The sequence below is a fragment of the Plantibacter sp. Leaf314 genome (assembly GCF_001423185.1).
Classification (GTDB): Bacteria; Actinomycetota; Actinomycetes; order Actinomycetales; family Microbacteriaceae; genus Plantibacter.
Map to the genome: position 1 here is coordinate 492064 of NZ_LMOB01000003.1, position 26166 is coordinate 518229.

Consider the following 26166-nt stretch of genomic DNA (forward strand, 5'->3'; position numbering starts at 1 on the left):
GTCTTGCCACAGCACGCGTCGGTCCCGAGCCCGTTGTCGATCCGACAGCCGCCGCGGCCGGAGACCATGGAGGTGTTCGTGCCACGGACACAGCACTCCGGTGCAGGGAAGGAACATCATGATCAGGATCGCAAGCCGGGTCGAGCAGGACATCGTGTGCGAGGCGCGACGCCTCCTGCGGGACGAGCGAGGGTCGGCGACGGCGGAGTACGCCGTGGCGACCATGGCGGCCGTCGGGTTCGCGGGACTCCTCGTCGCCATCCTCCGGGGCGATGAGGTGCGGGGCATCCTCACCGACCTCATCCGTCGCGCGCTCACGGCGAACGGTTGAACGGTGCGTCGATGTCGCCGTGCGCTCCGCTCCGAGGACGGCTCCGTCACGGCGGAGTTCGCCGTCGTGGTCCCAGCAGCCGTCCTGGTGTTGGCGATGGGGCTCTCCGCCATCCAGGTGGGCCTGACCCAGCTCCGCGCGACCGATGCCGCTGCCGACGCGGCCCGCAGCCTGGGACGCGGCGAGGACGGTGGGACGGCGGCGGGCCGGGTCTCGCAGATGTTGCCGGGGGCGACCACCGACAGCAGCTCGGAGGGCGACCTCGTCTGCGTGCAGGTCGCCGCCGCAGGTGGTTCAGGCCTCGCGGCGCTCATCCCGATCTCGGTGTCCTCCTGCGCCTTGGCCGGCGGACGATGAAGCACCGCCACGGCAGGCTCGGCTTGGCACGGTTGCGCGACGAGGCGGGCGCAGGCTCGGTGCTGGCGGTGGGTGTCATGGGCGCGCTCGTCGCGCTCCTCCTCGCCACCCTCCCCGTGGCGACACTGCTCGCCGGGCATCAGCGGGCGGCCAACGCGGCGGACGCAGCCGCGTTGGCCGCCGCGGACACCCTCTCCGGACGCGTCGCGGGCTTCCCGTGCGACACCGCGCGCGTGGTCGCATCCCGCAACCAGGCCACGCTCGGGGCCTGCACCATCGAGGGGGAGACGGTCGTCGTCGACGCCATCGTCGAGACCCCGCTCGGCACCGTCACGGTCGCGGCGAGGGCGGGCCCGCCGCCGGACGCCGCAGGGCGGCCGAACGGCGCACCCGGAAACGCACCGTATTAAGAGGTACCGGTGCGACAGGTCAGGGCTGGTCGGATCCGGTCGTGAAGACCGCCTCCAGGAAGCGGTAGTCGACGGCACTCGGCGCTCCCGAGTCGTCGTACTCCTCACCGGTCGTCCGGGCGTACCGGTAGACCTTGCCGGCCGTGCCACTCGGCACGTCGACGGTGGGCTTCGGCGATCCCTGATCGGTGAGCGGGGCGCTGATCGTCTTGCCCTCCAGCGGACCGTCGGTCAACTTCACGGTGTAGTTCGTCTGGGTACTCATGGGACACATTCTGCTCCCAACGCCGCAGAACGCAAGGGGATGGACACCCGAGTGGCCCGCCTCCCGATTGGACAAGCCTGCCGTGCACGTGTGTATGGTGTCGCTGATGGAAGGAGCCTCGTGGCAGGCAAGAAACTCGTGATCGTAGAGTCACCGACCAAGATGAAGTCGATCGCCGGATACCTCGGTGACGATTACGAGGTGTTGTCCTCGGTCGGGCACATCCGCGACCTCATCGAGCCGAAGAACCTTCCCGCCGAGCTCAAGAAGGGCTCCCTCGGCAAGTTCTCGGTCGACGTCGACAACGGCTTCGAGCCGTACTACGTCGTCTCGGACGCGAAGAAGAAGACCGTCGCGGACCTCAAACGCGCCCTCAAAAACGCCGACGAACTCCTCCTCGCGACTGATGAGGACCGCGAAGGCGAGGCGATCGCCTGGCACCTCCTGCAGGTCCTGCAGCCCAAGGTCCCGGTCAGCCGCATGGTGTTCCACGAGATCACCAAGGACGCCATCCTCGCCGCCAAGGACAAGACGCGACCCCTCGACACCGACCTCGTCGACGCCCAGGAGACCCGCCGCATCCTCGACCGCCTCTACGGGTACGAGATCTCCCCGGTGCTCTGGCGCAAGGTCGGTCCCGGACTGAGCGCGGGACGCGTGCAGTCCGCCGCGACCCGACTCGTCGTCGACCGCGAGCGTGAGCGCCTCGCGTTCCGCGCCGCCTCCTACTGGGACGTCATCGCCCGCTTCCTCCCGGGTGAAGACGCCACCGGTGCACCCTTCACCGCCCGCCTCGTCCGCCTCGACGGCGACCGCGTCGCCACCGGCCGCGACTTCGACGACCTCGGCCAGCTCAAGGGCAGCGCCGTCCCGCTCGACGAACAGCGCGCCACGGCGCTCGCCGCAGCACTCGAGCAGTCGAAGGCGACCGTCCTCTCGGTCGAGTCGAAGCCGTACTCGCGTCGACCGGCAGCGCCGTTCACCACCTCGACGTTGCAGCAGGAGGCGGGCCGGAAGCTCCGGTTCTCCGCCCGCCAGACGATGAGCGTCGCGCAGTCGCTCTACGAGAACGGCTACATCACCTATATGCGTACCGACTCGCCGTCGCTGAGCAAGCAGGCGATCGATGCGGCGCGCAAGCAGGCGGCGTCCCTCTACGGAGCCGAGACGGTGCCGGACAAGCCGCGCCTCTACAGCGGCAAGAGCAAGAACGCGCAGGAGGCGCACGAGGCGATCCGGCCGTCCGGAGACACCTTCCGCACCCCGTCGTCGCTCTCCTCGACGCTCCGCGGCAACGACTTCAAGCTCTACGACCTCATCTGGAAGCGCACCGTCGCCAGCCAGATGGCCGACGCCAAGGGCTCGACCGCGACGATCACGCTCGAGGCCGCGACCGAGGTCGGCCGCGCCGAGTTCACCGCATCGGGTACCGTCATCACCTTCCGTGGCTTCCTCGCCGCGTACGAAGAGGGTCAGGACGAGGACCGCAACTCCCAGGAGGACGCCGCCGAGGCGAAACTGCCGCCGCTGACCGAGGGGCAGCAGCTCGGTGTCGCCGACCCGGAGGCGAAGGGGCACGAGACCTCGCCGCCCCCGCGGTACACGGAGGCCAGCCTCGTGAAGCGCCTCGAGGAGCTCGGCATCGGCCGCCCCTCGACGTTCGCGTCGATCATCTCCACGATCATCGACCGTGGTTATGTGACGCAGCGCGGCCAGGCGCTCATCCCGAGCTGGGTGGCGTTCAGCGTCGTCCGACTGTTGGAGGAGTACTTCGAGGAACTCGTCGAGTACGACTTCACGGCTGAGATGGAGAACGACCTCGACCGCATCGCCGGAGGAACGGTCGATCGTGTCGACTGGCTCAAGGGCTTCTACTTCGGAGACGACGCCGGCCGTGGCCTCCGCCAGGTGATCGACAACCTCGGCGACATCGACGCTCGTCGGATCAACTCGATCGTCATCGACGACGGGGTCACGCTGCGGATCGGCAAGTACGGCCCGTACCTCGAGGTGACACCGGACGGCCCGCCGCCCGCCGAGGGCGAGGAAGGCCCGACGCCGCGTCGGGTCAACCTGCCCGAGGATCTCGCGCCGGACGAGCTGACGCCGGAGAAGGCGCACGAACTCATCGACGCGCCCGTCGTGGGCGATCGCGTCATCGGCCTGAATCCGGCCACCGGCAAGGAGATCGTCGCGAAGGACGGCCGGTTCGGCCCATACATCACGGAACTCGACCCGGAGCCCGAGGCGGAACTCTCCGTGGACACGGCGACCGGCGAGGTCACCGAGCCTGCAGCCGGCGCGAAGAAGAAGGCTCCTGCCAAGAAGAAGGCAGCGGCGGAGAAGCCCCGCACGGCGTCGCTCTTCAAGTCGATGGACCTCGCGACGATCGACCTCGAGACCGCACTCAAGCTCCTCGACCTGCCGCGTGTCGTCGGGGCGGACCCCGAGTCCGGTGAGGAGATCCTGGCGCAGAACGGCCGATACGGTCCCTACTTGAAGAAGGGCACCGACACCCGGTCGCTCACCTCCGAGGACGACATCTTCACCGTCGACCTCCCCGGCGCGGTCGAGCTGTTCGCTCAGCCGAAGTACGGCGCTCGGAAGGCGTCGAGCGCGCTGAAGGAGTTCGAAGCGGACCCGGAGAGCGGCAAGCCGATCAAGATCAAGGACGGCCGTTTCGGCGCCTACGTCACCGACGGGGTGACCAACGCGACGATCCCGCGCGGCGAACAGGTCGAAGACGTCGACTTCGAGCGAGCGGTCCAGCTGCTGGCGGACAAGCGCGCGAAGGGCCCGGCGAAGCCGAAGACGACCAAGAAGGCTCCGGCGAAGAAGGCCCCTGCCAAGAAGGCACCCGCCAAGAAGGCCACGACAGCCAAGGCGACCACGGCGAAGGCCACGACGGCGACGTCGACGGCGCGGTCCGCCGCGGCGAAGAAGGCGGCCGCGACCCGTGCTGCCAACAAGGCGGCTGCGGCGAAGGCCGACGCCGTCACGTGAGCGAGGGAGCGCGGCCCCGCGGGTTGTTCATCACCCTCGAGGGCGGAGACGGTGTCGGCAAGTCGACGCAGGCGAGCCTGCTGAGCGACTGGTTCGAGCAGCAGGGTCGCACCGTCGTCCGCACCCGCGAACCGGGCGGGAGCGATCTCGGGGTCGAGATCCGCGAGATCGTGCTGCACCATCGCGGCGACATCTCCCCGCGTGCCGAGGCGCTGCTGTACGCCGCGGACCGTGCCCACCACATCGCCACCGTCGTGCGTCCGGCACTCGCCCGCGGCGAGATCGTGTTGCAGGACCGCTACCTCGACTCCTCCGTCGCCTACCAGGGCAGCGGACGGGTCCTCGACGCGGCGCAGATCCGGGGCATCTCGCTGTGGGCCGCGGAGGGCCTGCTCCCCGACGTCACCGTGCTCCTCGACCTGGACGTCGCCGTCGCCCGAGGTCGGCTCGACAACGCCAACAAGCGGTTCGACCGGCTGGAGGCTGAGGCGCAGGACTTCCACACCCGCGTGCGCGAATCGTTCCTGGCCCTCGCGGCAGCGGAACCGGAGCGGTTCCTCGTCGTGGACGCCGCGCTGCCGCCCGAGGAACTCGCGGCCGACATCCGCGAGCGGATCGCGCCACTCCTCTGATCAGACCCGGTCCCTGAGCCTGTCGAAGGGCGGCCCGGTGTCTGGAAGCGTGAGCTCGGCACTTCGACAAGTTCAGTGACCGGTGGGCGGCTCAGTGACCGGTGGGCGGCTCAGTGATCGCCCGTCGGCTCGGATACCCGCACGACCGCCAGCCGCCGTCGGTGGCGCCCGGTATCGTTGACCCATGGCTTCCTGGACCGACTTGACGGGTCAACGCGACGCGATCGAGTTGTTGCAGGCCGCGTCGGACCCGGTCGAACCCAAAGGCCTCACCCACGCCTGGCTCATCACCGGTCCGCCCGGTTCCGGCCGGTCGACCCTGGCCTATGCGTTCGCTGCGGCACTCCTCAGCCGAGAGCCCGGGGGAGACGACGTCACCCGTCGGCAGGTCGAAGCGCGCACCCACCCCGACCTCTCCGCGCTGAGCACCGACCGCGTCATCATCACGATCGACGAGGTCCGCGACCTGGTCCGCAACGCCTACCGTGCACCGTCCGTGGCTCGTTTCCGCGTCATGGTCGTGGAAGACGCCGACCGCATGACCGAGCGCACCTCAAACCTGCTGCTGAAGTCCCTCGAGGAGCCGCCCAGCAGCACGATCTGGGTCCTGTGCGCGCCCAGCGAGGCGGACCTCCTGCCGACGATCCGGTCCCGTGTGCGCTCCGTCCGGCTCGGCGTGCCGACCATCGACGACGTCGCGGAGCTGCTGGAACGACGCGACGGCGTGGCGCACGACATCGCGGAGCGCGCGGCCCGTGAAGCTCAGAGCCACGTGGGGATGGCCCACCGTCTGGCGACCGATCCCGGAGCCCGGCAACGTCGTGAGTCCACCCTGCGGGCCGTCCTCGACATCCGCAGTGCGGGTCAGGCCGTCGTCACGGCCGGGCGGCTCCTGGAACTCGCCGGAGACGACGCGAAGGCCTACACCTCGCTGCGCGACGAGGCCGAGCGCGAGAGCACGCTGCGGTCGCTCGGCGTCGAGCCCGGCCAATCCGTCCCTCCCGCCCTCCGGTCGCAGGTGCGGGCGATGGAGGAGGACCAGAAGCGGCGCGCGACACGGAGTCTCCGCGACGGGCTCGACCGCATCATGGTCGACCTGCTGTCGCTCTATCGCGACATCGTGCTCCTCCAGCTGGGACACGACGCCACGATCATCAACCGGGAATTGCGTCCGGAACTCGAGGATGCCGCTCGGCGGACGACGCCGGCGGTTACGATCGATACCTTGGAGGCGATCTCCGTCGCCCGAACACGAATCGAAGGGAACGTCGCCCCAGCGCTGGCCTTGGAGGCCATGCTCGTGTCGGCGGTCCGGTAGGGAGCCTCTGTGACTTCGCCCAGGCAGCAGCCGTCGGCCTCGATGGGACCGGCCGGTGGATCCCGCCGCAGCGGTCCCCGTGCGCGGCGGACGGCACGTGTCGCGCTCGTCGCCGGTCTCGCGGTGGCGGCCCTCACGCTGAGTGGATGCGTCACGGCGTTCCTGCCCCCGAAGGCCGCCGAACCGACGCCGTCGTCGTCGGCGGCGACCAGCGACGTCGATGCGGCGCTGAAGCCCTTCTATGAGCAGCAGCTCGACTGGAAGACCAGTGGGTGCGTCGACGGCTTCGAGTGCGCCACGGCGAAGGCGCCCATCGACTGGGACAACCCGTCCGATGGCGAGCTGTCCCTCGCACTCGTGCGTCACCAGGCGACGAACGGCAAGCCGATCGGTTCGCTCTTCATGAACCCCGGCGGCCCGGGCGGTTCCGGCTACAGCCTCGTCGCCGACAGCCTCGACTTCGCGGTCGACAAGGACCTGCAGGAGAACTTCGACGTCGTCGGCTTCGACCCTCGTGGTGTCGGCAAGTCGACGCCCGTCACCTGCCTGAGTGATTCGGAGATGGACGCATACCTGTACGACGTCACGCCGGGCGAGCGCGGCTCCGACGAGTGGATCGCCGCCAACGAGAAGGCCGCGAAGGACTTCGGCGACGCCTGTGCGGAGGAGACCGGCAAGATGCTCGAGTTCGTCGACACGCAGAGTGCAGCGAAGGACCTCGACATGCTCCGGGCGGCCGTCGGCGACAAGCAGCTCTACTACCTCGGCTACTCGTACGGCACCTTCCTCGGCGCGACCTACGCCGAACTCTTCCCGAAGAACGTCGGGCGCCTCGTCCTCGACGGGGCGATCGATCCGTCGACGTCGAACTTCGAGGTGGTGAAGGAGCAGGCCAAGGGCTTCGAGAGCGCGCTGCGCGCCTACCTCGAGGACTGCATGTCGGGGACGGACTGCCCGTTCTCCGGTTCGGTCGACGACGCGATGACGGAGATCAAGAGCCTCCTCGACCAGGTGGACGCGAGCCCGATCCCCGCTGACGACGGCCGTGAGCTCGGCGGCAACACGCTGCTCACCGCGATCATCTACCCGCTGTACCAGGCCGACGCCTGGCCGTACCTGAGTCGGATGTTCGACGAGGTCATGCAGGGCGGCACGGACATCGCGTTCCAGTTCGCCGACGGATACAACGGTCGCGGCGACACCGGCAAGTACACCGACAACCAGACCGAGGCCTTCAACGCGATCAACTGCCTCGACTACAGCTACGACGACGACAAGACGAAGATGGCCGACGAGGCCAAGGAACTCGAGCAGGCCGCTCCGGTGATCGGCGAGTACATGGCCTACGGCGACACGTTCTGCGCGAACTGGCCGTACCAGACGAGGACCGAGCGTGGCGAGATCCATGCGAAGGGTGCCGCTCCGATCCTCGTCGTCGGAACCACGAACGACCCGGCCACGCCGTACGTCTGGGCGCAGAACCTCGCGGAGCAGCTCGACCAGGGCCAGCTCATCACCTACAAGGGTGAGGGGCACACCGGCTACAACAAGGGCAGCGACTGTGTGAACCAGGCGGTCGACCAGTACCTCATCGATGGCACCGTCCCGTCGAAGGACCCGATGTGCAGTTGATGGCGGGACCTCGATGACCATGACGGTGCCGGCCGAACTCGGGCTCCGCGAGCGGAAGCGCCTCGCGACGCGTCGGGCGATCCAGCACGCGGTGTTGACGCTCGCGGGGGAGCACGGGCTCGAGAACGTGACGGTCGAGGAGGTGAGCCGGCGGGCGGAGATCTCACCGCGGACCTTCTTCAACTACTTCGGGACGAAGGAGGAGGCGCTGATCGGCGACATCCCGTTGATCCCCGACGGCGACGCCCTCGAAGCCTTCCTGACCGCGGGCCCGGCGACCGACGTCCTCACCGATCTCGGCGAGTTGTTGGCCCGGACGGTGGGCGATGCCGACGAGGACGTCGAGATCCACCATCTCCGCAAGGACGTGCTGCGTGATCACCCGCACCTCCTCGGGGCGCGGATCGCGAGCATGCGCGGTTTCGAAGAAGGTCTGTACAAGGTCGTCGAGCGGCGGGTGCTGAACGACGAGCCCGCGCTCGCGGATGACTCGGAAGCCCTCTTCGATCGGTGTTGGATGATGACGATGGTGGGATTCGCGGGGCTCCGCCATGCCTGGCGTTGCTGGGCCGATGCGCCGACCCCCGGGTCGCTCGCGGAGCGGATCCGTCGTTCTTTCGCTGAGCTGTACACGACCGTGCAAAAGCTGCGCTAACATGGATACTCGTGCGCCGGGCGACCAGTGCACGCGCCGCCCTAGCTCAGTCGGCAGAGCATCTCACTCGTAATGAGAAGGTCAAGGGTTCGATTCCCTTGGGCGGCTCCACCAGCATCACCCGGCCGTTGCCCTGGAAAACGCAGGTCAGCGGCCATTTTCTTGCCCACTCACAGGCCCGTCCGACCGGCCGAACTGGGCGACAGCTGCCGGCTAGGCGCGAAAATGTAGCAACGCGTGTAGCAACGCATGTAGCAACGACCCCGCGAACGGCAGTGAACAACGGCGAACGTGCATGGTCATTCCGGTCCTACAGCGGGGGAGTCGAGCGCGGCATTCATCGCGTCTGAGGCGTTCCGCAAGGTCGTCGGTGCGACGTGCGAGTAGATGTCGGAAGTGATCGCCATGTTGGCGTGGCCGAGTATTTCCATGACCGTGCGCATCTGCACACCTTGGGCCAGCAGGAGCGACGCGCAGGTGTGACGCATGTCGTGAAACCGGATTCGGCGCACGTTCGCGGCGGCGATCTCCTTGTCGAAGCTCCGGCGGAGGTTGCTCGGCTCGATGGGGGTACCGGTCCGTGTCGTGAAGACGAGCCCGGAATCGACCCAGGCATCGCCGGCCGCGCGCTGATCCGAGAGTTGGTTCGCGGCTCGAGTTCTGAGCGCAGCGATAGCTCGAGCCGGTAGGGGCAGCGTCCGCCGCGATCGCGCGGTCTTCGTCGGTCCGATCGAGATCCCTTGACCGGTTCCGGCGCGGTGAGCAGTCTGTCGGATGCGGAGCTGTGTTCGCTCGGCGTTGATGTCTGCCCAGCGCAGGCCGAGCAGCTCTCCCCGGCGAAGTCCGAGCGTCAGCGCGAGAACGTAGAGCTCGGCGAATTGTGAGTCGCGGCTGGACTCCATAAAGGCGGAAGCCTCCTCCGCTGTCCACGGCTCCACTTCCTGGTGCTCGATCTTGGGAGCGCGGACGAGTGCCGCGACGTTACGCCCGATGTGCTGCTCGCGGGCTGCTTCGGCGAGGATACTGCGGAGCACGGCGTGAGCAAGCCGCACGGTGTGGGCCGAGACGCCCGTGCGCGCGATGTTGGAGTGCATTTCGCGGACGTGTTGTGGCGTCAGCTGTTCGAGTTTCTTCGTGCTTAGCGATGGGAGCACGTGTTTCTGCAGAACCCACTCGTAGTTGGCCCTGGTGGTCGGGCGGAGCACGCTCGGTGCGATGTGGGTGAGCCAGTGCTCGGAGTAGGTCTTCACGGTCCAGCCCGAGACCGCGGTTGGGACGCCGGCGTCTGTCTGGGTGATGAGGTCGCGGAGCTTGGCGGCGACCTGCGCTTTGGTGTGTCCATAGACGGTGCGGCGCTTTCGCGCTCCGTTTGCGGCCAGCACGTACGCTGCGCCAGTCCACTGGCCGTCGTCGCGCTTGTAGATCGAGCCCTCGCCGTTTGCGCGCTGACTCACGCCTGGTCTTCACCTGCGAGCTGCCGAGCAAAGCGGCGCAGTGCGGCGACGGGGATGCGTCTGGCTCGTCCGATCTTGACGCTGGATAGGTGGCCGAGTCTCATGAGGTCATAGACCGTGGAGCGTCCCACTCCGAGTGATTCTGCTGCCTCTTCGGCGGTGAGCAGGAGCTTGTCGATTGGCATGATGATCCGATCAGTCATTGGCCGCCCGAGCGGGCGCCCCGTGACTCCTCTTGTCGGGAGGCTCGGCAAGCGGCGGACCCCGACGGATCGTGCTGTCTTTCGGATCGGCTGGGTCCGTGAGGAGCGAGCCTCCGCTTTTCTGACGGAGCGCGCGGTGCGGGGTGCTCGAGAGTCGGCTCGGGCAAGCGCCGAAAGGCGGCAATGGCTGACGTCGGCACCGGGGCATCGACGAAGCGGTTGCAATCACATCGAGCGGCAACCGAACTGGACGTCGTTGATGTCCGTCAGTCGCTAGTGGTGATCGCCGAGACCTTCGGCTGGACGCGCCTGACCAAGCATGGCCGCCGCAGAGCGACGGAGGATGTGGGCTGTCAGGGGGTCATCGATCTCCCGCATCGCAGCGTGCGCATTCGTGCCGTCAATGAGCGCTAAGAGCTGCCACGCAGCCTCGCTCGAGTCCTCGACCGTGAAGTCGCCCGCACGCATTCCCTGCTCGATCAGATCACTGAGCAGGCGATGCCATCGCTCGGATTGCTCGCGCAGTTCTATGCGGAGCTGAGGGTTGCGTCTTGCGACCGCCCAACTCTCAACCCAGACGAACGCGCTGGCCGCGTACTCCGCCTCCGGCGAAGCCCCGAGCACAGTGTCGAGCTTCTCAACCGGATTCGACAGCGCCGCCAGAGCGTTCGCGGTCTCGGCGTACTCCTCGGAGGCGATCGTCGCATACGTCTTTGCAACGAGCTCGTCCAGAGAAAAGTAGTGCGTAACGAGGCCTGCGGCGATGCCTGCACCGGTCGCAACGGACCGTACCGACAACGCACCGAGCCCCTCGTCGCGAGCGATCTGAACGGCGGCGCGGAGGATCTCAGTGGCCCGTTGTTCGGGCGACAACCTGACACGTACGCGTGAATCCTTCGTTGACATGCCCCCATAGTCTCACTACGCTCACCTTATTGTTCAGCTGTTCAATAGGCGACGGAGGCTTTGAGATGAGCAAGAGCGACATCGGGATCGACACCGCGGGACACATCGAGGTCGGCGGGATCGACTACATCGCGGAATCTCAGCGCCATGGACGCCCGCTTGGCCTGTTCGGAATCTGGGCGGCAGCGAACGTGACCTACCTCTACATCGTCTACGGCGGGCTCTTAGTCATCCTTGGACTGCAGGTGTGGGAAGCGCTCGTCATCTGCGTCGTCGGAAACCTGTGGTGGTTCGTGGTGGGATGGGTTGCGGTATCCGGGCCGGCCTCCGGCACCCCGAGCGTGATCATCATGCGAGCCATGTTCGGGCTCCGTGGCAACACGCTGTTCGGTGCCGGGCTCGGCGCCGCAATCGCGATCCTCTTCGTGATCCTCAACGTCACCTTCGCCGCGCTCGCGTCGAACGCACTCCTCACCGCGCTCGGTCTCGACGTCACACCGGTGGGTTCCTTCTTCCTACTGCTTGCCGTGGCCGCACTCAGCCTCACGCTGAGCGTGTTCGGCCATGCGACGATCGAACGCCTGAGTCCATACATTTCCGGCGCCGTGGGCGCGTGTTTCCTGCTCGCCGGAGTGTATGTGCTCAAGGCCGCGGATTGGGGCTTCCAGTCACCCGCACTCGGTGGGTGGGAGCGCACTGCGCTATGGCTCGTGGGATTGACGATCATCGCTTCTGGACCGCTCTCCTGGGGAACCAGCGCCGACTTCTCCCGGTATCTCCCGACACGAAGCTCGAGCAGGGGCGTGGTCATCTGGACGGCGCTCGGCGGCATCATCCCGTCTGTGCTCCTCGGAGCACTGGGCGTCGTCGCAGCAACCTGCATCGACATGAACGATCCCCAGACCGCCATCGCAGCGATCCTGCCGACATACTTCTACCCGGTGTTCCTCGCAGCAGTGATCGTTGGGAGCATCGCGAACAACGCCCTCACCGCATACTCCGCGGGTCTCTACGTGCAGACCTTCGCTCCTCGTATGCGCCGTTGGGTGATTGTGTTGCTCGTCGGAATCGTCTGCGTGGTCGCGGCGGCCTACCTCGTCTTCCTGGCCCCTGATCTCCTCGAGACCCTGAACTACCTCATCGAGATCTCGGTGGCAGTGATGGGCCCGCTCCTCGCCGTGTACGCGATCGATATCGTTCTGCGACGGAACCGGTACAACGGACTCGAGCTGAGCCGGACCGATCCTGACAGCCCGTTCTGGTTCCGCGGAGGATGGTCCCTACCGGGCACGGCGGCCATGCTGATCGCCACCACCGTGGCACTGCTGATGGTCAACACCACCCTGTACATCGGTCCGATCGCGGCGGCTCTGGACGGCGCGGACCTGTCCTCCATCGCCGGGCCGACTCTTGCAGCAGTGATTTACTCGACGCTCTGGACGCACGAAGACCGATCCGCCAAGCACGACGCGCTCGGAGCCACCGCGTGAGCCTTCCTGTCGTCGACCACTGGTTCCGTATGCGCGACGTCGCGCCGGGACTGATACAAATCGACGAACCCTACGCGCACGAATTCGTCCGGGGCAACATCTGGTGGCGGCAAGGTCACGACCGCGACCTCATCGTCGACACCGGTCTCGGTGTCGGCTCGCTGAAGCAGGCACTCGAAGCGGAATCGCACGCTCAAGGTCGTCTGTGGCGAGAACCGATCGTCGTCCTCACGCACGGCCACCTCGACCACGCGGGTGGAGCTGCCGAATTCGACGACGTTCGCGCGCACCCCGGGGATACTCCTGCAGCCGTCACCTCGCTTCACGCCCCTACGTTCGCACGACAACTCGGCGCCCCTTCAGACCCGTCGATGCCCAGCGACATGTTCGTCACAGCTTCGCCTCGCACCGGGTGGGATCCTGCCGTCCATGATGTCGGCGAGATCACCGTGACCGCCGTCGAGGACGGCGACGTGATCGATCTCGGCGACCGGCAGTACGAAGTACTCCACCTTCCCGGACACACCCCGGGTAGCCTCGCACTCGTCGACCGGGCAAACCGCGAACTGATCTCAGGAGACGCGGTCTACGACGACTACCTCCTAGACGGTCTCCACGAGTCAAACCAAGACGACTACCGCGTCTCGATGAAGCTCCTGGCGGCGCTCGAGGTCGATGTCGTCAGGCCAGGCCACGGCGCATCATTCGATCGCTACGTGCTCGACCGCATCGCGCGGGCGTACCTGGCCGGAGGACCGTGATGCCGCATCTCCCCTCGCGCTCGTACCGCCCTCGAGCGTTCCTCGGACGGACCACACCATGAACACCTTCACCCTCCGCAGCACCAACGGAGTCCCCGCGTCTCCCGCCCGGGTCGATGCTGGCGACCGCTTCCCGCTCCGCGTCGCGGTCGTCCAACACGCCTGGAACCCGGACCGGGACGAGCTCGTCGCCGACCTCGACGCGGCTATCGGGATGGCAGCCGGAGCCGGGGCCCGCATCGTCTTTCTGCCGGAGCTCACCCTCAGCCGCTATCCGGCGGACGAGCTTCCGATGGGCCGTGCGGACGTCACGGCGGAGTCTCTGTTCGACGGTTCTACAGTGACGTTCGCCCGCGCGGCCGCGGCCCACCACAACGTCTTCGTCCACGCCTCGTTGTACGAGGCCACCGGCGACGTCACCGGTCGAGGCTTTGACACCGCGGTGATCGTCGCACCTGACGGCTCACTCGTCGCCCGGACGAGCAAGCTACACATCCCTGTGACCGCGGGATACTACGAGGACCAGTACTTCCGCGAAGCACCGGCCGCAGGACGTGAGGGTACCGGCGGAGATGGCACCGGTCAGACGACGCCCTACCCTGTCTACACGCTGGACACGCTCGACGGGGCACGCATCGGACTGCCTACCTGCTGGGACGAGTGGTTCCCCGAAGTCGCCCGCGCCTACTCGCTCGGCGGTGCCAATATTGTCGTCTATCCGACAGCGATCGGGTCCGAGCCCGATCACCCCGACTTCGATACCAGACCGCTCTGGGAGCAAGTGATTGTCGGTAACGGGATCGCGAACGGTCTGTTCATGGTCGTGCCGAACCGCACGGGCTCGGAGACGCGCTCTGATGGCAGTGCAGGCAACACGTTCTACGGCTCGTCATTCATCAGCGACCCTTACGGTTGTATCCTGGCGAGCGCCGGACGGGACGAGCAGGTCGTCCTCGTCGCGGACCTGGAGCTCGAGCAGCGACACGACTGGCTGAACCTGTTTCCCTTCCTCCGCACCCGTCGGCCCGACACATACGGTGCGCTTGTCGAGCCGGTCAATGCAGAGGCCTCCGTATGAGCTGGACGATGCGACCCGAGAGGGCACCACACGAACGCACGTGGATGGCCTGGCCGACGAGCGGCTACACCGTCGGCGACACCATGGAAGCAGCTGAAGAGGCCCGACAGACCTGGGCTGCGGTCGCCAACGCCATCGTCGCCTTCGAGCCTGTGACCGTCGTCGTTGATCCTCGCGACATCGATATGCTCGTTCGGCGACACCCGTGATGACGAAGCTGCAGCCATCCTCGCGGCCGCATACCCAGGACGGACCGTCGTTCAGGTCGATGGACGGCCGCTCTTCGCCAGAGGCGGTGGCATTCACTGCACCACCCAACAACTACCAGCCCTCTAGCCGCAATGGGCGGCGTACCAGTGACGGACTCGTGATCCGCAGATAGCTCGAAGCGCCCGATGAGGAATTCCTCAACGGGCGCTTCGGCTTGAGCCGCTCTGACGACAGGTCCCACCACGTGGTCGTCGTTCTGCCGACGTCGGGTCTCGGACAGCCGCGATTCCGACGGTGGGCGCGACGTGCGCCTACTGTGCCAGGTAGCCGCCGTCGACGGGGTAGTACGAGCCGGTGACGAAGCTTGCAGCATCGCTTGCGAGGAAGGCGATCACGGCTGCCACCTCGTCGGCCTTACCGAGTCGTCCGATCGGGTGCTTGCTCTCCGTGTATCGAAGCGCATCGGCGTCCATCTTGCCTTCGACGAACGGGGTGAGGATGAAGCCAGGACCGACAGCGTTGATGCGAACGCCCTGCGCGGCGTAGTCGAGCGCGGCGGCTCTGGTGAGTCCCAAGACGGCGTGCTTTGAGGTGATGTATGCGCTGGACATGGCAACGCCGATGCTGGAGCCGATGGAGGCGGTGTTGACGATCGCGCCCCCGCCGTTCGCGACCAGCGCTGGCAGTTGGGCCCGCATCCCGTTCATCACCCCGGTGACGTTGACTGCGAGGACGTCATCCCAGGTCTGCGCGGGATACTCGGCGGCTTGAGCAACTGATCCACCAACCCCTGCATTGTTGATGGCGATACCGAGCGGTGCGAGCTCGCTAGCCTTGCGCACGGCCTCGAAGGCGTGCTCCGGGTCGGTGACATCTCCGACCAGACCCACGGCAGAGCCGCCGGCAGCGATGATCTCATCGACCACGGTGTGGAGGAGTTCGGCGTTGATGTCAGTGACAAGAACGGACGCTCCGTTCGCGGCAAGCAAGTGAGCAGCGGCCCGGCCAATGCCGGATGCGCCTCCTGTCACGATTGCGGAACGGTTGGCGACGTCGTATGCGGCCATGATGTGCTTCTTTCTCTAGGGGTGATTTGCGTGTCAAATGGAGGTCTGCGTGAACGAACTGCCCACGATCGTTGGAAAGAAGGCGTCTGTTCTTCGGGATTGAGTCGTTATACGGGAAAGGTGACGCCAGTGAGTTCCTCGGACACGGACCACAGTCGGCGCTGTGTCGTCAGGTCGTAGGAGGCGGCGCTTGACGTGACCAGATGAGGGTGTCCGCGGGTCTCACGCATGCGGTCGGGGCCGTAGTACTGGCCGCCGAGCACGCTTGCATCAGTCGCGGCACGCAGAGTGGGTAGTGCGCCTCCAGCAGCGCTCTGAGCAAGCAAAGGCTTGACGGCGGCCGAGGCGACTCGCGCGAAAGCGGGCAAGTTCTGGGTCAGCTCGGTTGAAGCGTTGCCCGGGTGGGCGGCAACGGCGATGGTGCTGCCCCGTTCGGCGAGGCGGCGCTGTAGCTCGTAGGTGAACATCAGGTTCGCCAGCTTGGCCTGACCGTAGGCGGCGACCCGGTCGTAGGTGCGGTCCCACTGCAGGTCGTCGAAGTAGATGTCCGCTCGAATGCGGTGGCCGTAGCTGCTGACCGTCACCACGCGGGAGCCCGGCACGGGCAGGAGGTGGTCGAGCAGTAGACCGGTCAACGCGAAGTGGCCGAGGTGATTGACGCCGAACTGCAGGTCGAATCCGTCGGTCGTCTTCTGCTGCGGTGTGTACATCACGCCAGCGTTGTTGATGAGTAGATCGATCCGCGGGTGTGCAGACCGGAGCTCGGCGGCCGCTGCGTGCACGGATGCCAGGGAGCCCAGATCCAGCTTTTGCACCGTGACGCGGGCGTCGCGCACCTGGTCGGCGATCCTCGCCGCAGCTTCCTGGCCCTTGTTGATGTCGCGGACGGCGAGGACGACGGCCGAGCCGTGGTCGGCGAGGGCACGGGCTGTTTCGAATCCCAGCCCGCTGCTGGCTCCGGTGATGACGGCGACCCGTCCGTCCTGGCGAGGAATGTCGTTCGTGGTCCATGGGGTGGTCACGGGGTAGCTCCGATGTTTCGTAGTCGATGGGTTGTGTTGCCACTATAGGACACAGATGGCACTCAGTGCCACACATGCCGATGTGACGATAGGGTGGTACACATGACCGAGTCCACTCCCATCCCCGTGCGTGAACGAGCGCGACGGGCAATGCGTGCCGAGCTGGCGATGCTGGCCCAGGACCTGTTTGCAGCCAAGGGCTACGAGCAGACGACGATCGACGACCTGGTCGCTGCTGCCGGCATCTCCAGGCGCACGTTCTTTCGCTACTTCACCTCGAAAGAGGACCTCATGCTGGGCAAGTACGACGCCTGGTCGCAGATGCTCGGTGAGGCGCTCGCTGCGCGGCCCGCTGAGGAGCCGATCTGGGAATCGCTGCGGCGGTCGTTCGACGTCGTGGTCGAGCACTTCGAAGACGCGACACTGGCGGAGCGGGCACTCGCGATCGAGTTGATCATCCACGACAACCCCGCCTTGAGCGCGGGGGAACTCGAGAGGATCTCGCGCGTTCAGGGCGATCTTGCCGAGCTGGTGGGGGAGCGCATCGGCCATCGACCGGGCACCGACCCGCGCGCGACGGTCATCGCCGGCGCGGCCCTGACCTGCGTGGTCGCCGCGAAAGACCTCTGGATGACCACCGACCGGGGTCGGCCGTTCGGAGTGTTGCTCGACGAGGCGATGGGGTCGCTCAAGCCAATCTGAACGCCATCGTTCCAGCGGAGCGGCTGATACCGACGCGGCGCGTCTCAGACGCTCGCGGGAGCGGCCGGTCCTGCGCTTTCTGCGAACAGGTCGTGATTGCCGCTGGAAGCCGTGGTCGAACGATGACGTCGACGTCGCCTGTGGCCTCGGTGCGACTCATGCGTCGAATCCCACCTCGCCGACCGCGGCCGCGAGCATTCGCGGCCTCGGTCGGCGAGGTCGTGTTCAGTGCGCAGTACTGGTCGGCGCGCCCACCTTGAGGGTCACCTGGACGGGGTCGAGGTCAGGAGCCGTCACGTCGACCGTGATGGTTCCCATGCCAGTCGGGCGGACGATCGCGAGGAGGCGCCCATCGAAGGTCGTGAACTCCTGCGCGTCGAACTTCTCCATCGTGTCGGGGCGCGCACTGCCGAGCCCCTGCAGGGTCCCTACGCCGCTGACTTCGACCCTGACGGCACGGTCGACATTGCTCGCGAGGGTGCCGCGTTCGTCGCGGAGCTCGACGGTGATGAAGCTGAGGTCCGAAGAGTCGTCGAGGAGCAGGTCGCGATCGACACTCACCGCCAGCTGCAGCTTGGTGGAGGCGGCGAGGAGGCTGGTCCGGCCGACCGTCTCCCCTCCAGTGATCGCGACGGCGGTGAGTTCGCCCGGCGCATACGGCACCTCGAAGGTGGACCGATAGCGGTTGTCGCGACCACTCGGGGCCCGTCCGATGCTGTCGCCGTTCAGCAACAGTTCGACCTCGTCGGCGTCGCTGTACACCTCGACGGTGATCGGCGAGCCGACGGCGACGTCCCAGCTCCAGCTGGCGATGCTGTCGGACCACGTCCATGGGCTGGCCTGCTGATGCGTGCCGCGCGGGTGGGGGCGCTGCACGGCGATGAAGGGCTCGTGCCGCAAGCCGAAGACGATCTCGCGGTAGTACGAGGCGGGACGCCGTAGTCCGGTGATGTCGATGTCCCCGCACCATGCCGCCAGCCACGGGTAGGGAGCTGCGAACAAGGGGGCCTCGTCGTCAGAGAGGTACTGCATGCGTCCGATGCCGGCCTCGCCCAGGTAGTCCCAACCGGTCCAGGTGAAGTCGCCGATGACATGCGGGTTGTCCTGCACCAGCCGCCAATTGGTGTCGATGTTCGTGGGGAACGTCTCGGTGCCGACGATGATGCGGTTGGGGAATGCCGTGCGGTCGGCGGCGTACCGGGAGTCGCCGTAGTTGAGGCCCGCGACATCCACGATGGCGAACGATTCCGCGGTCTTCTCCGTCACGATGTCGGAGGAGTTGATCACGCCCATGAGGTCGCCCGCAGCGTTCACTCCACCTGGGGCGCTGCCGTCGTCCTGCGCACCCATGAGGGCGGCGATGTCCGTGAGGACGGAGACGAATCCGTTGATGCTGTTCGTGAGATACCTGGTGTCGTCGAGCGAGCGAATCTTCTCGGCGATCTTGCGCCCCCACCCAGATCCGAGTGGGGTGCCCGTCTCGGGGATCTCGTTGCCGATGGAGTAGAAGATGACGGAGGGGTGATTGAAGTCCTTCGCGACCAGTGCCTCGACGTCACGCTCCCACCATTCGGGGAAGGACAACGAGTAGTCGAACGTGGACTTGCCGACGGTCCACATGTCGAAGGTCTCGTCCATGACGAGCATGCCGTGTCGGTCGCAGGCGTCGAGCATCGCTTGACTGAGCGGGTTGTGAGAGCTGCGGATGGCGTTGAATCCTGCCTCTTTGAGGAGTTGCACGCGTCGCTCTTCGGCGCGACCGATCGAGGCAGCGCCGAGGATGCCATTGTCATGGTGGATGCACGCGCCGCGGAGCTTCACGGTCGTCCCGTTGATCCGCAGGCCGTCATGGGGGTCGAGCTGCAGGGTGCGAATACCGAAGACCGTCTCACGTTCCTCGGCGGTGACCTCTCCGTCGAGCACAGTGCTGACGGCCGTGTACAGGGATGGGTGGTCGACGTCCCAGAGCTCCGGGGAGGCGACGTAGAGTCGCTGACGGACGACGGATGTCGACCCGGCTCGGATGGTGAGCGGGGCTGTGTCGGAGGTGACGGCGCGTCCGTCCGGGGCCCGGAGGACCGTGGTGATCGAGCGGTGAGCGGTGGCGGTGCTTTCGTTCTGGACTGTGGTCATGACTTCGACGACGGCGCGGCTCGCATCGATGTCGGGGGTCGTGATCTGTGTGCCGGTCGGGGTGAGGTGGACGAGTTCCGTGACATGCAGCACTGCGTCGCGGTGCATGCCGACGCCGGTGTACCAACGAGAGTCCTCGTGCGCGCGCGATTCCACGCGGATGGAGTTCGACTCGCCGTACTTCAGGTAGGGGTCGAGCGGAACGAAGAAGGTCGAGTACCCGAACGGGCGCTGGGCGGCGAATACGTCGTTGACGTAGACCATCGCATCGCGATGGACTCCTTGGAGCTCCAGGGTCACGCGCTTGTCCCGGTACTCCTCAGAGATGTCGAGCGTTTTGGTGTACTCGACGCTCGCGCTGGGGAAATAGCCGGTGTGAGCGGAGCGACCGGCGTCACCGGAACGGTCCCGGTGGATGAGTGCGTCGTGTGGTAGCCGGACGGTGACTGCCTCCGCGGACGCACTCTGAAGAGCCTCGAAGATGCTCTTGTGCTCGCGGACGCTCCAGTCGTCGTTGAATGAGGTGGTCGTCATGATTGCTCCTTCGTCTGGGGCAGTCGCCCCGGGTGGTGGTCGGTGTCGCAGCCCACGTGTTGCGGTCCGTTCAAGCGGCCCGTGCTGCATGTGCCGCGGAACGGATTCGGTCCAGGAGGGCGAACGTTTGGATCGAGGCATCCAGCGGGTGCAGCGGATGTTCCGATAGGCCCTGGGCGATGGCGTCCCCGACGGCGCGCAGCATCGGGACGTATCCATGGCCTTCCGTTTCGATCGTGGTGGTCGTAGGCGACCCGAACGCCTCTTCGATAGTGCCGGCGTGGGTGGTGAAGCGGGTGGCCGCCCAGAACGGGGCCGGCACGTCGATCCACCCCTCGGTTCCATTGACCGAGGCGCTGGGATCGATGTACTCGACCATCGAGGCGGCGAGGTCGGCGAATCGTCCGTCGGGGTACTCGAGGCTCGCGCGGCAGTTGAGGTCGACGCCGTCCAGTCGACGCACCTGGGTGGCATCGACGCGCATTGGCGTTCCGAGGAGGTCGAGTGCGAGTGTCACTGGGTAGATCCCCTGATCGAGCAGAGTGCTGCTGGATCGGACCCGGGACCAGCGCGCCGACTCCGCCGTGTCGAACGGGAGTCCGAACGACGCTCGGATACTTCGCACCTGTCCGATCGCGCCGGCTCGGATCGTCTCCACGAGACTGCGATACGCAGGAGCGAACTTCATCCACATCCCCTCCATCGCGAATCGGCGCGATTCCCGCGCGACACGCGCGATGGTCCGCGCTTCGTCCGCGTCGACACCGATCGGCTTCTCGATCAGGACGTGTTTGCCAGCTCGGAGCGCTGCGAGCGCGATCGACAGGTGGGTCGCATGCGGGGTGGCGATGTAGACGATGTCGAGCTCAGGATCGGCGAGCATCTCGTCGAGATGCCCGAACGCTCTAGCCGCTTGGTGCTCTGAGGCGAATGCCGCTGCCGTCGAGGCATCACGCGAGCAGACCGCGAGTAGACGGGCGGCGTCCAGGTGCCGGAGGTCCGAGCAGATGGACCTCGAGATGTCGCCGGTACCGATGACACCCCACGCCAGTGGGTTCCCCAAGGCGTTCATCATCCCTGCTCTACAAGAGCACTCGCGCGCCGTGCCGACAGGTCGCGTTGCATCTGGGACATGGACTTGTCGATATTGAGGAAGAACACGATTACCGCTATCAGGACCGACACGATCAGTGGCAGCCAGAGGTAGAGGAAAATCTCGACGTCGATCGCCGATTGTGGCTGCGAGGCGGCGGCACCGTCGTAGGCGCCGAAAGCGAGCAGCCAACCGACGAGGGCCGTACCGAGGCCGGCGCCGAAGTTCTGGCCGGCGGTCGCTGCGGCGTAGGTCATTCCGTCCAAGCGGACGCCGCTCTTCCACTCCCCGTAGTCGACGACGTCGGCGACCAGGGCGAACATGACCGAGGCCGTCGGGATGCCGCCGAGCGCGCGGATCAAACTGCCGACGAGGAGGAGGGTGATGTTGGTGGGGTCGATGAGCGTGATGAGCGCGCCGGCGACGGTCAGGCCGGTGCCGATCAGGACCGGAGTTCGTTTACCGAACCGCCCGATGATGGTGGGCATGAACCACATTCCGAGCAGCAGTGGCGCGAGGCCCGCGATGCTGAGCAGGCCGAACAACGCGGGGTCGTCGAGGACGTCGGAGGCGAAGTAGATGCCGATGCCCGCTGTTCCCTGGACCATGTACTGCAGGAGGAAGAATCCGAAGACGAGGAAGAAATAGGGGTTGCGGAACAAGATGCGAATCGTCTTGCCCAGTGGTCTCTTCGGCTCGGAGCTCGTGTTGGCGGTGGTGTGCACGCGTTCCTTCGTGCCGAAGAACACGATCAGGAGCGTGATCGCGGCGATGCCACCGTAAATGAGGGTCGTCGCCGTCCAGCCTCCTTGTCCGCCGCCAAAGGCAGTCAGCAGCGGAATCGTCAGCGTGTTCACCAGAAGGGTGGTCAGAATCGCGCAGAAGGTGCGGATCACGGTGAGGGACACACGCGTCCGGGAGTCGGACGTGATCACGGACAGCAGCGTGTGATATGCGAGGTTGGAGCTGACGAAGCCGACGCCGAGGCACAGGAAATAGAAGACGAACGCGTAGATCTCTTTGCCGGTCTCGTTCAGTCCTGCGGGGACGTTGAACAGCAGAACGAAAGAGATGACGAGGACGGGCATGCTGAAGAGGATCCAAGGCCGCGCCTTGCCCCAGCGCGTCGAGGTCTTGTCGACCAGAGTGCCGACGACGAGGTCGAGCGTGCCGTCAAGCACACGTCCGAGCAGCAACAGGGTGCCCGCGATTGCGGCACCGACACCGACGGTGTCAGTCAGGTAAAACAGGAGGAATGCCGACGCGGGCGCGAAGATCAGATTCGCGCCGATGTCGCCCACGCCGTAAGAGAGTTTCTCGCGAAGCTTGAGCTTCTCGCCTGAACGGTCTGCGTGGATGGCCGCTCCGACCGCTTCCGCGGAAAGCGCGGCGGTGACCGACTCTTCGGTACTGAGAGCGACTGCGGCGCGCATCTGCTCGCCCTGTACCCGCCCGGGATCTTTCGCCATGGATGACTCCTTCGTCATAGCAGTGTCCGCAAGGCATCCCTGCAACAACAGGAAGTTGGTGACGCGTGACACTGACGCGCGTTAGTAACGCGCGACATCAAGCTAGGCGCTCTTGTGCCACCTGTCAACCGGGCTGTGCCAGAATTCATAAATGACCGCAACAACGCCCGGCCGCCGAGCGACGAGCTCAGATGTCGCTCGACGTGCGGGGCTGTCTCGGACGACGGTGAGCCAGATCCTCAACGGGAACGTGGACAGCTTCCCGCAGGAGACGCGCGACCGCGTCTCGATGGCTGCGGCAGAGCTGAACTACCGTCCATCGCGGGCAGGCCGCGCTCTCGCGACGGGGGTGAGTGACATGGTCGTCATCGTCATTCCGAGCGCTACCTTCGGCCCGCATCTTCAGAACGCTGTCGATCAGATCACTGAGGCCTCGGCCGTCCTCGGATTGAGCGTCGTCGTCCGCTTCGCCGGTCGCGACACGACCGCGACGCTCACCTCGGTCCTTGACCTCAGGCCGATGGCCATCATTGACTTCGGAGTCTTCGCGCCCGAGCAGGGGCGGATGCTCGAAGCGTCCGGCAGTCGCTTGATTCCGTCCGGACCCGAAGCCGGTCGCGATGTGACGGACGAATTGGATCTGTTCATCGGGCGCCTCCAGGTGCGCGAGCTCGTCCGCTGCGGAAAGCGGCGCATGATCTACGCACAACTGCAGGACTCGCGCTCAGCCCCGTATGGCGAATCACGGCTCAGGGGTGTTCGAGCGGAATGCTCCGAGCTCGGCCTCCTCGAGCCGGTCGTGATCCGGGTGCAACTCAATGCAGACTCCGCTACAGATGCTCTGGCATCCGCGCTCACGGTGATCGGAGCTGACGACGTGGCCGTATGCGCCTATAACGACGACGTCGCCATCGCCGTCATCGCGGCTGCGCGCCGGTTGAACCTCGACGTGCCCGCCCAGGTCGGCGTCCTCGGTGTCGATCACACGATGCTCGGCCAACTCATCGCGCCGCGTCTCACCACCGTGCACATTGACCTCCCAACGATCATCGACGCGTTCCTCGGGCAGCTCGCGGTCATCCGCGGTGCGGCGGCGATGAACGCGGGTGCTGCTCTCGAGCCGGGCGATGTCGTCTGGGTGGTTCCAGGCGACAGCTGCTGACGGCGGGCAGCTCTACGCCGTCATCGATGCTGACGACTTCCCCCCACCGCGTCCTCGTCAGCATCGCTCCGGTGTGGCTCGAGAGCGGTCAGGTTCGGACCATGTCGATCCACGGATCGACGGGTGGGGGGACAGCAGGAGTTGCTCAGTCGGGTGTCAGTGTGCTGCGCCGAGTTCGATGAGTAAGACGCCGCCCATGATGAGGACGATCCCGAGGCTCATCAACCAGGTGAGTGGCTCCTTGAAGAGTGCCCTGGAGATGATCGCGGTGATGGCGACGCCCGCTGCTGCCCAGATGCCATAGGCGATCCCGAGGGGCATTCCATTCGACAACGTGAGGGAGAGCATGACGAAGGCCATGATGTAGCCGACCACCACCCCGCCGTACCAGCGGTTGTTGTCGACGGCGAGGCGAAGGGACGTGGTCCCGGCGACTTCGAAGACGATCGCACCGATCAGAAGCACGTAAGCCATCAGGCGGCCCTCACTTTCTGTGCCGCCTGCGCTCCGAGTTCGACGCAGAGGACACCGGCAATGATCACGACGATGCCGATTCCCATGAACAGTGTGATCGGCTCACCGAAGACCACGAGGGACCCGATGGCGGTCAATGCGACGCCGCTGGCACCCCAGATGCCGTATGCGACGCCGAGGGCCATCCCGGTGCGGAGCACCATGGCGAGCAGGATGAATGCGCCGAGATATCCGACGACGACGAGCGCGTAGAACCCGGGGTGACTCAGGGCGCCCTTCAGGGACAGCGAGCCTGCCACCTCGGTGAGGATCGCGGCGACAAGCAGCAGCCACCCTTTGACAGTGTTGGTCATGAGTTGGTTCCTTCGCCGATCAGACGTTGGGTGATGGCCCGGAGGGTCGCGGTCTCGTCGTCGCGGGTGACATTGATGCCGAACGCCTTATTGAGCCAGGCCCCGTCGGCGATGAGACGAGCCGCACGCAGGGATGCGCGCTCGATGGGGGTTCCTTCAAGGTCGTCCCCGAACCAGGGGCTGAGACGGGCAACCCACTGTTCTGCGAGGCCATCCCGGATCCGGACGTCGACCATGAACGCCAGGTCGCTGTTATCGAAGTCACTCGTGAGTGCATAGTCGACGTACGCGGCCAGTTTCTCGCGTGGCGTGGTGGCGGCTGGCGCTCGGGAGGTCAGGTCTGCCTCCCATTTGGCGGTGATGCGGTCCACGACGGACACGACCAGCTTCTCCTTCGTGGGGAAGTGGTGCACTACGCCGGGCTTTGTCAGGCCGGCCTCGCGAGCGACGGCGTCGATGGTGAGCGCTTCACTACGGCGGAGCACTTCGATCGCATGGTCGAGGATTTCGGTTTTCGAGGGCATTTCTCGAGGATACCTACCATACGGACGGTAGGTCAACCTGTGCCTGGAAGTCTTGATTCTCCGTCAGCGCACTCACCTGAGTTCTTGCGATGGCACGCCATTCCTCCCGTCCTTGTCATCCGTAGCCTCGGCGCGCTCGCCGTCGAACGACTCGGATCTGGTGGGCGCGGTCGGGAGCTGCGTTGCCGCGCTGTTGGGGGCCCCGATCCTGGGGGCCGGCTGAGCCTTGACGGCGGCGGCGAGAAGGGCAACGTCAGCCTGGTCCGGGTGCTCGTGAGTAACGAGGACCAGGGCGCGGCCCGGATGACATCCGGGGCTGGCGAAAGGAAGCTGCCGGGGTCGACGAGGAAGGAAACACCATCCTTCTCGATTGCGATCGTTGAGTCGGGGTGCTTGCGGAGGATCGTGACGCATGGTTCAACGAACTCAACGACGGTGCCGTCCGGTGAGGTGCCGGAGAACACGAGCCCGGCATCCGTGATTTGATCTCGGTACGTGTTGTTGCCCTCGTGGCGGTGACGGTGCCGCTCGAACGTCTCCGTGGTGCCGATGACGTCGGCGGCGAGAGAGCCCTCGCTGAACGATGCAGGGTAGCGCCCGAGACGCCTCGAGCCTCCGAGGCCGACTGAGGCGATCATGTCCACCTGCGCGGCCATGGTCGCGGTGCATGGCGTCGAGGGACTGATGATCCGTCGTTGTAGGAACCAGCGCCTGAAACGGCGCGTGGCTACACCCACCGCTTCTCCACGGTCGCGGTCCGACCCAACCCTCGTGCGTATCGGGAGTCTACGGTTCGGCCCGGATTGCGAACTTACGCGATGCGGATGAGTTTCTTGTTGACGAACTCGTCCATGGCGGGCTTGCCCATTTCACGGCCGGTGCCGGAGCGCTTCACGCCGCCGAAGGGGAGTTCTGCGGCGTCGCCGAG

At 66.1% G+C, this 26166-nt stretch carries 27 protein-coding genes, 1 tRNA gene and 1 pseudogene; 16 read left to right on the plus strand and 13 right to left on the minus strand.

Annotation, left to right across the window (positions count from 1 at the left end):
* The first annotated feature begins 118 nt into the window (after positions 1 to 118).
* Genes ASF68_RS18285 through ASF68_RS18295 form a run of 3 tightly spaced genes read left to right on the plus strand, consistent with a single transcriptional unit; the run spans position 119 to position 1098 of the window.
* Complete coding sequence (locus ASF68_RS18285; RefSeq protein WP_082498805.1) at positions 119 to 331, plus strand: DUF4244 domain-containing protein; 213 nt, start codon at positions 119 to 121, stop codon at positions 329 to 331.
* Between the two features lie 3 nt (positions 332 to 334).
* Positions 335 to 688, plus strand: coding sequence for a TadE family type IV pilus minor pilin (locus ASF68_RS18290; RefSeq protein WP_056014539.1), 354 nt, complete (start codon positions 335 to 337; stop codon positions 686 to 688).
* Entirely contained in the window at positions 685 to 1098 is a 414-nt protein-coding gene (locus tag ASF68_RS18295; RefSeq protein WP_056014542.1) for an Rv3654c family TadE-like protein, read from the plus strand. The genes ASF68_RS18290 and ASF68_RS18295 overlap by 4 nt, the downstream gene beginning before the upstream one ends.
* 19 nt (positions 1099 to 1117) lie before the next feature.
* Here the strand turns inward: ASF68_RS18295 and ASF68_RS18300 are convergent, their stop codons facing one another.
* Entirely contained in the window at positions 1118 to 1363 is a 246-nt protein-coding gene (locus ASF68_RS18300) for a hypothetical protein (protein ID WP_056014545.1), read from the minus strand.
* 120 nt (positions 1364 to 1483) lie between these two features.
* Between ASF68_RS18300 and topA the strand changes: the two genes are divergently transcribed.
* The 6 genes from topA to ASF68_RS18330 all read left to right on the plus strand — a co-directional run bounded on the left by topA (position 1484) and on the right by ASF68_RS18330 (position 8714).
* Complete coding sequence (gene topA / locus ASF68_RS18305) at positions 1484 to 4366, plus strand: type I DNA topoisomerase (protein WP_255353606.1); 2883 nt, start codon at positions 1484 to 1486, stop codon at positions 4364 to 4366.
* Positions 4363 to 4998: a dTMP kinase gene (gene tmk / locus ASF68_RS18310; RefSeq protein ID WP_056014548.1), complete on the plus strand. Its 636-nt coding sequence runs from the start codon at positions 4363 to 4365 to the stop codon at positions 4996 to 4998. The genes topA and tmk overlap by 4 nt, the downstream gene beginning before the upstream one ends.
* 184 nt (positions 4999 to 5182) lie before the next feature.
* A complete protein-coding gene (locus tag ASF68_RS18315; RefSeq protein ID WP_056014551.1) occupies positions 5183 to 6316 on the plus strand; it encodes a DNA polymerase III subunit delta' in 1134 nt (377 codons plus the stop codon).
* 9 nt (positions 6317 to 6325) lie between these two features.
* Positions 6326 to 7948 carry an alpha/beta hydrolase gene (locus tag ASF68_RS18320; protein ID WP_369796536.1) on the plus strand — a complete coding sequence of 541 codons (1623 nt, stop codon included), beginning with the start codon at positions 6326 to 6328 and terminating at the stop codon, positions 7946 to 7948.
* 13 nt (positions 7949 to 7961) lie between these two features.
* Positions 7962 to 8603 carry a TetR/AcrR family transcriptional regulator gene (locus ASF68_RS18325; protein ID WP_056014557.1) on the plus strand — a complete coding sequence of 214 codons (642 nt, stop codon included), beginning with the start codon at positions 7962 to 7964 and terminating at the stop codon, positions 8601 to 8603.
* 35 nt (positions 8604 to 8638) lie between these two features.
* Positions 8639 to 8714: transfer RNA gene (locus ASF68_RS18330), tRNA-Thr, on the plus strand.
* Positions 8715 to 8902: 188 nt separating this feature from the next.
* Here the strand turns inward: ASF68_RS18330 and ASF68_RS18335 are convergent.
* The 3 genes from ASF68_RS18335 to ASF68_RS18345 form a co-directional block, all read right to left on the minus strand.
* Positions 8903 to 10057 carry a site-specific integrase gene (locus ASF68_RS18335; protein ID WP_056014559.1) on the minus strand — a complete coding sequence of 385 codons (1155 nt, stop codon included), beginning with the start codon at positions 10055 to 10057 and terminating at the stop codon, positions 8903 to 8905.
* Positions 10054 to 10242 (minus strand): helix-turn-helix domain-containing protein, encoded by a 189-nt coding sequence (locus ASF68_RS18340; protein ID WP_056014792.1) that lies wholly within the window; start codon positions 10240 to 10242, stop codon positions 10054 to 10056. The genes ASF68_RS18335 and ASF68_RS18340 overlap by 4 nt, the downstream gene beginning before the upstream one ends.
* 291 nt (positions 10243 to 10533) lie before the next feature.
* Positions 10534 to 11166 (minus strand): TetR/AcrR family transcriptional regulator, encoded by a 633-nt coding sequence (locus ASF68_RS18345; protein WP_082498806.1) that lies wholly within the window; start codon positions 11164 to 11166, stop codon positions 10534 to 10536.
* On the opposite strand from ASF68_RS18345, the gene ASF68_RS18350 reads away from it, so the two are divergent.
* The 5 genes and pseudogenes from ASF68_RS18350 to ASF68_RS18620 form a co-directional block, all read left to right on the plus strand.
* Positions 11148 to 12656 (plus strand): cytosine permease, encoded by a 1509-nt coding sequence (locus ASF68_RS18350; RefSeq protein ID WP_157580630.1) that lies wholly within the window; start codon positions 11148 to 11150, stop codon positions 12654 to 12656. The two genes, ASF68_RS18345 and ASF68_RS18350, sit on opposite strands and share 19 nt — an antisense overlap.
* Before the next feature lie 29 nt (positions 12657 to 12685).
* Positions 12686 to 13417, plus strand: coding sequence for an MBL fold metallo-hydrolase (locus ASF68_RS18355; RefSeq protein ID WP_056014567.1), 732 nt, complete (start codon positions 12686 to 12688; stop codon positions 13415 to 13417).
* Between the two features lie 58 nt (positions 13418 to 13475).
* On the plus strand, positions 13476 to 14495 hold the full coding sequence (locus ASF68_RS18360; protein WP_056014576.1) for a nitrilase-related carbon-nitrogen hydrolase: 1020 nt from the start codon (positions 13476 to 13478) through the stop codon (positions 14493 to 14495).
* A gap of 8 nt (positions 14496 to 14503) precedes the next feature.
* Positions 14504 to 14704 carry an agmatine deiminase family protein gene (locus tag ASF68_RS18615; protein WP_200936470.1) on the plus strand — a complete coding sequence of 67 codons (201 nt, stop codon included), beginning with the start codon at positions 14504 to 14506 and terminating at the stop codon, positions 14702 to 14704.
* Positions 14682 to 14831, plus strand: a pseudogene (locus ASF68_RS18620) (agmatine deiminase family protein); the annotation flags it as partial. The gene ASF68_RS18615 and the pseudogene ASF68_RS18620, both read left to right, overlap by 23 nt.
* Before the next feature lie 185 nt (positions 14832 to 15016).
* Here the strand turns inward: ASF68_RS18620 and ASF68_RS18365 are convergent.
* Positions 15017 to 15772, minus strand: coding sequence for an SDR family NAD(P)-dependent oxidoreductase (locus ASF68_RS18365; protein WP_056014579.1), 756 nt, complete (start codon positions 15770 to 15772; stop codon positions 15017 to 15019).
* A gap of 107 nt (positions 15773 to 15879) precedes the next feature.
* Positions 15880 to 16794, minus strand: coding sequence for an SDR family NAD(P)-dependent oxidoreductase (locus tag ASF68_RS18370; RefSeq protein ID WP_056014582.1), 915 nt, complete (start codon positions 16792 to 16794; stop codon positions 15880 to 15882).
* Between the two features lie 102 nt (positions 16795 to 16896).
* Between ASF68_RS18370 and ASF68_RS18375 the strand changes: the two genes are divergently transcribed.
* Complete coding sequence (locus tag ASF68_RS18375) at positions 16897 to 17496, plus strand: TetR family transcriptional regulator (RefSeq protein WP_082498809.1); 600 nt, start codon at positions 16897 to 16899, stop codon at positions 17494 to 17496.
* 225 nt (positions 17497 to 17721) lie between these two features.
* Here ASF68_RS18375 and ASF68_RS18380 read toward each other — a convergent pair whose 3' ends face one another.
* The 3 genes from ASF68_RS18380 to ASF68_RS18390 all read right to left on the minus strand — a co-directional run bounded on the left by ASF68_RS18380 (position 17722) and on the right by ASF68_RS18390 (position 22725).
* Positions 17722 to 20163, minus strand: coding sequence for a glycoside hydrolase family 2 TIM barrel-domain containing protein (locus ASF68_RS18380; protein WP_056014588.1), 2442 nt, complete (start codon positions 20161 to 20163; stop codon positions 17722 to 17724).
* Between the two features lie 70 nt (positions 20164 to 20233).
* A complete protein-coding gene (locus tag ASF68_RS18385; protein WP_082498810.1) occupies positions 20234 to 21238 on the minus strand; it encodes a Gfo/Idh/MocA family protein in 1005 nt (334 codons plus the stop codon).
* Positions 21235 to 22725, minus strand: coding sequence for an MFS transporter (locus tag ASF68_RS18390; RefSeq protein ID WP_056014594.1), 1491 nt, complete (start codon positions 22723 to 22725; stop codon positions 21235 to 21237). Before ASF68_RS18390 ends, ASF68_RS18385 begins: the two co-directional genes overlap by 4 nt.
* 151 nt (positions 22726 to 22876) lie before the next feature.
* Between ASF68_RS18390 and ASF68_RS18395 the strand changes: the two genes are divergently transcribed.
* Positions 22877 to 23887 carry a LacI family DNA-binding transcriptional regulator gene (locus ASF68_RS18395; RefSeq protein WP_082498812.1) on the plus strand — a complete coding sequence of 337 codons (1011 nt, stop codon included), beginning with the start codon at positions 22877 to 22879 and terminating at the stop codon, positions 23885 to 23887.
* A 156-nt stretch (positions 23888 to 24043) separates the two neighbouring features.
* On the opposite strand, the gene ASF68_RS18400 is transcribed toward ASF68_RS18395, so the two are convergent.
* From ASF68_RS18400 to ASF68_RS18935, 4 genes are all read right to left on the minus strand, one after another.
* Positions 24044 to 24361 (minus strand): multidrug efflux SMR transporter, encoded by a 318-nt coding sequence (locus tag ASF68_RS18400; protein WP_056014598.1) that lies wholly within the window; start codon positions 24359 to 24361, stop codon positions 24044 to 24046.
* Positions 24361 to 24714, minus strand: a complete 354-nt coding sequence (locus tag ASF68_RS18405; RefSeq protein WP_056014601.1) for a multidrug efflux SMR transporter — start codon at positions 24712 to 24714, stop codon at positions 24361 to 24363. The genes ASF68_RS18400 and ASF68_RS18405 overlap by 1 nt, the downstream gene beginning before the upstream one ends.
* The gene (locus ASF68_RS18410; protein ID WP_056014604.1) at positions 24711 to 25238 is read right to left on the minus strand and encodes a TetR/AcrR family transcriptional regulator; all 528 of its coding nucleotides are present in this window, start codon (positions 25236 to 25238) and stop codon (positions 24711 to 24713) included. The genes ASF68_RS18405 and ASF68_RS18410 overlap by 4 nt, the downstream gene beginning before the upstream one ends.
* An 811-nt stretch (positions 25239 to 26049) precedes the next feature.
* Positions 26050 to 26166: aldehyde dehydrogenase family protein (locus ASF68_RS18935; protein ID WP_157580639.1), on the minus strand; the 117-nt coding region annotated here is incomplete at its 5' end.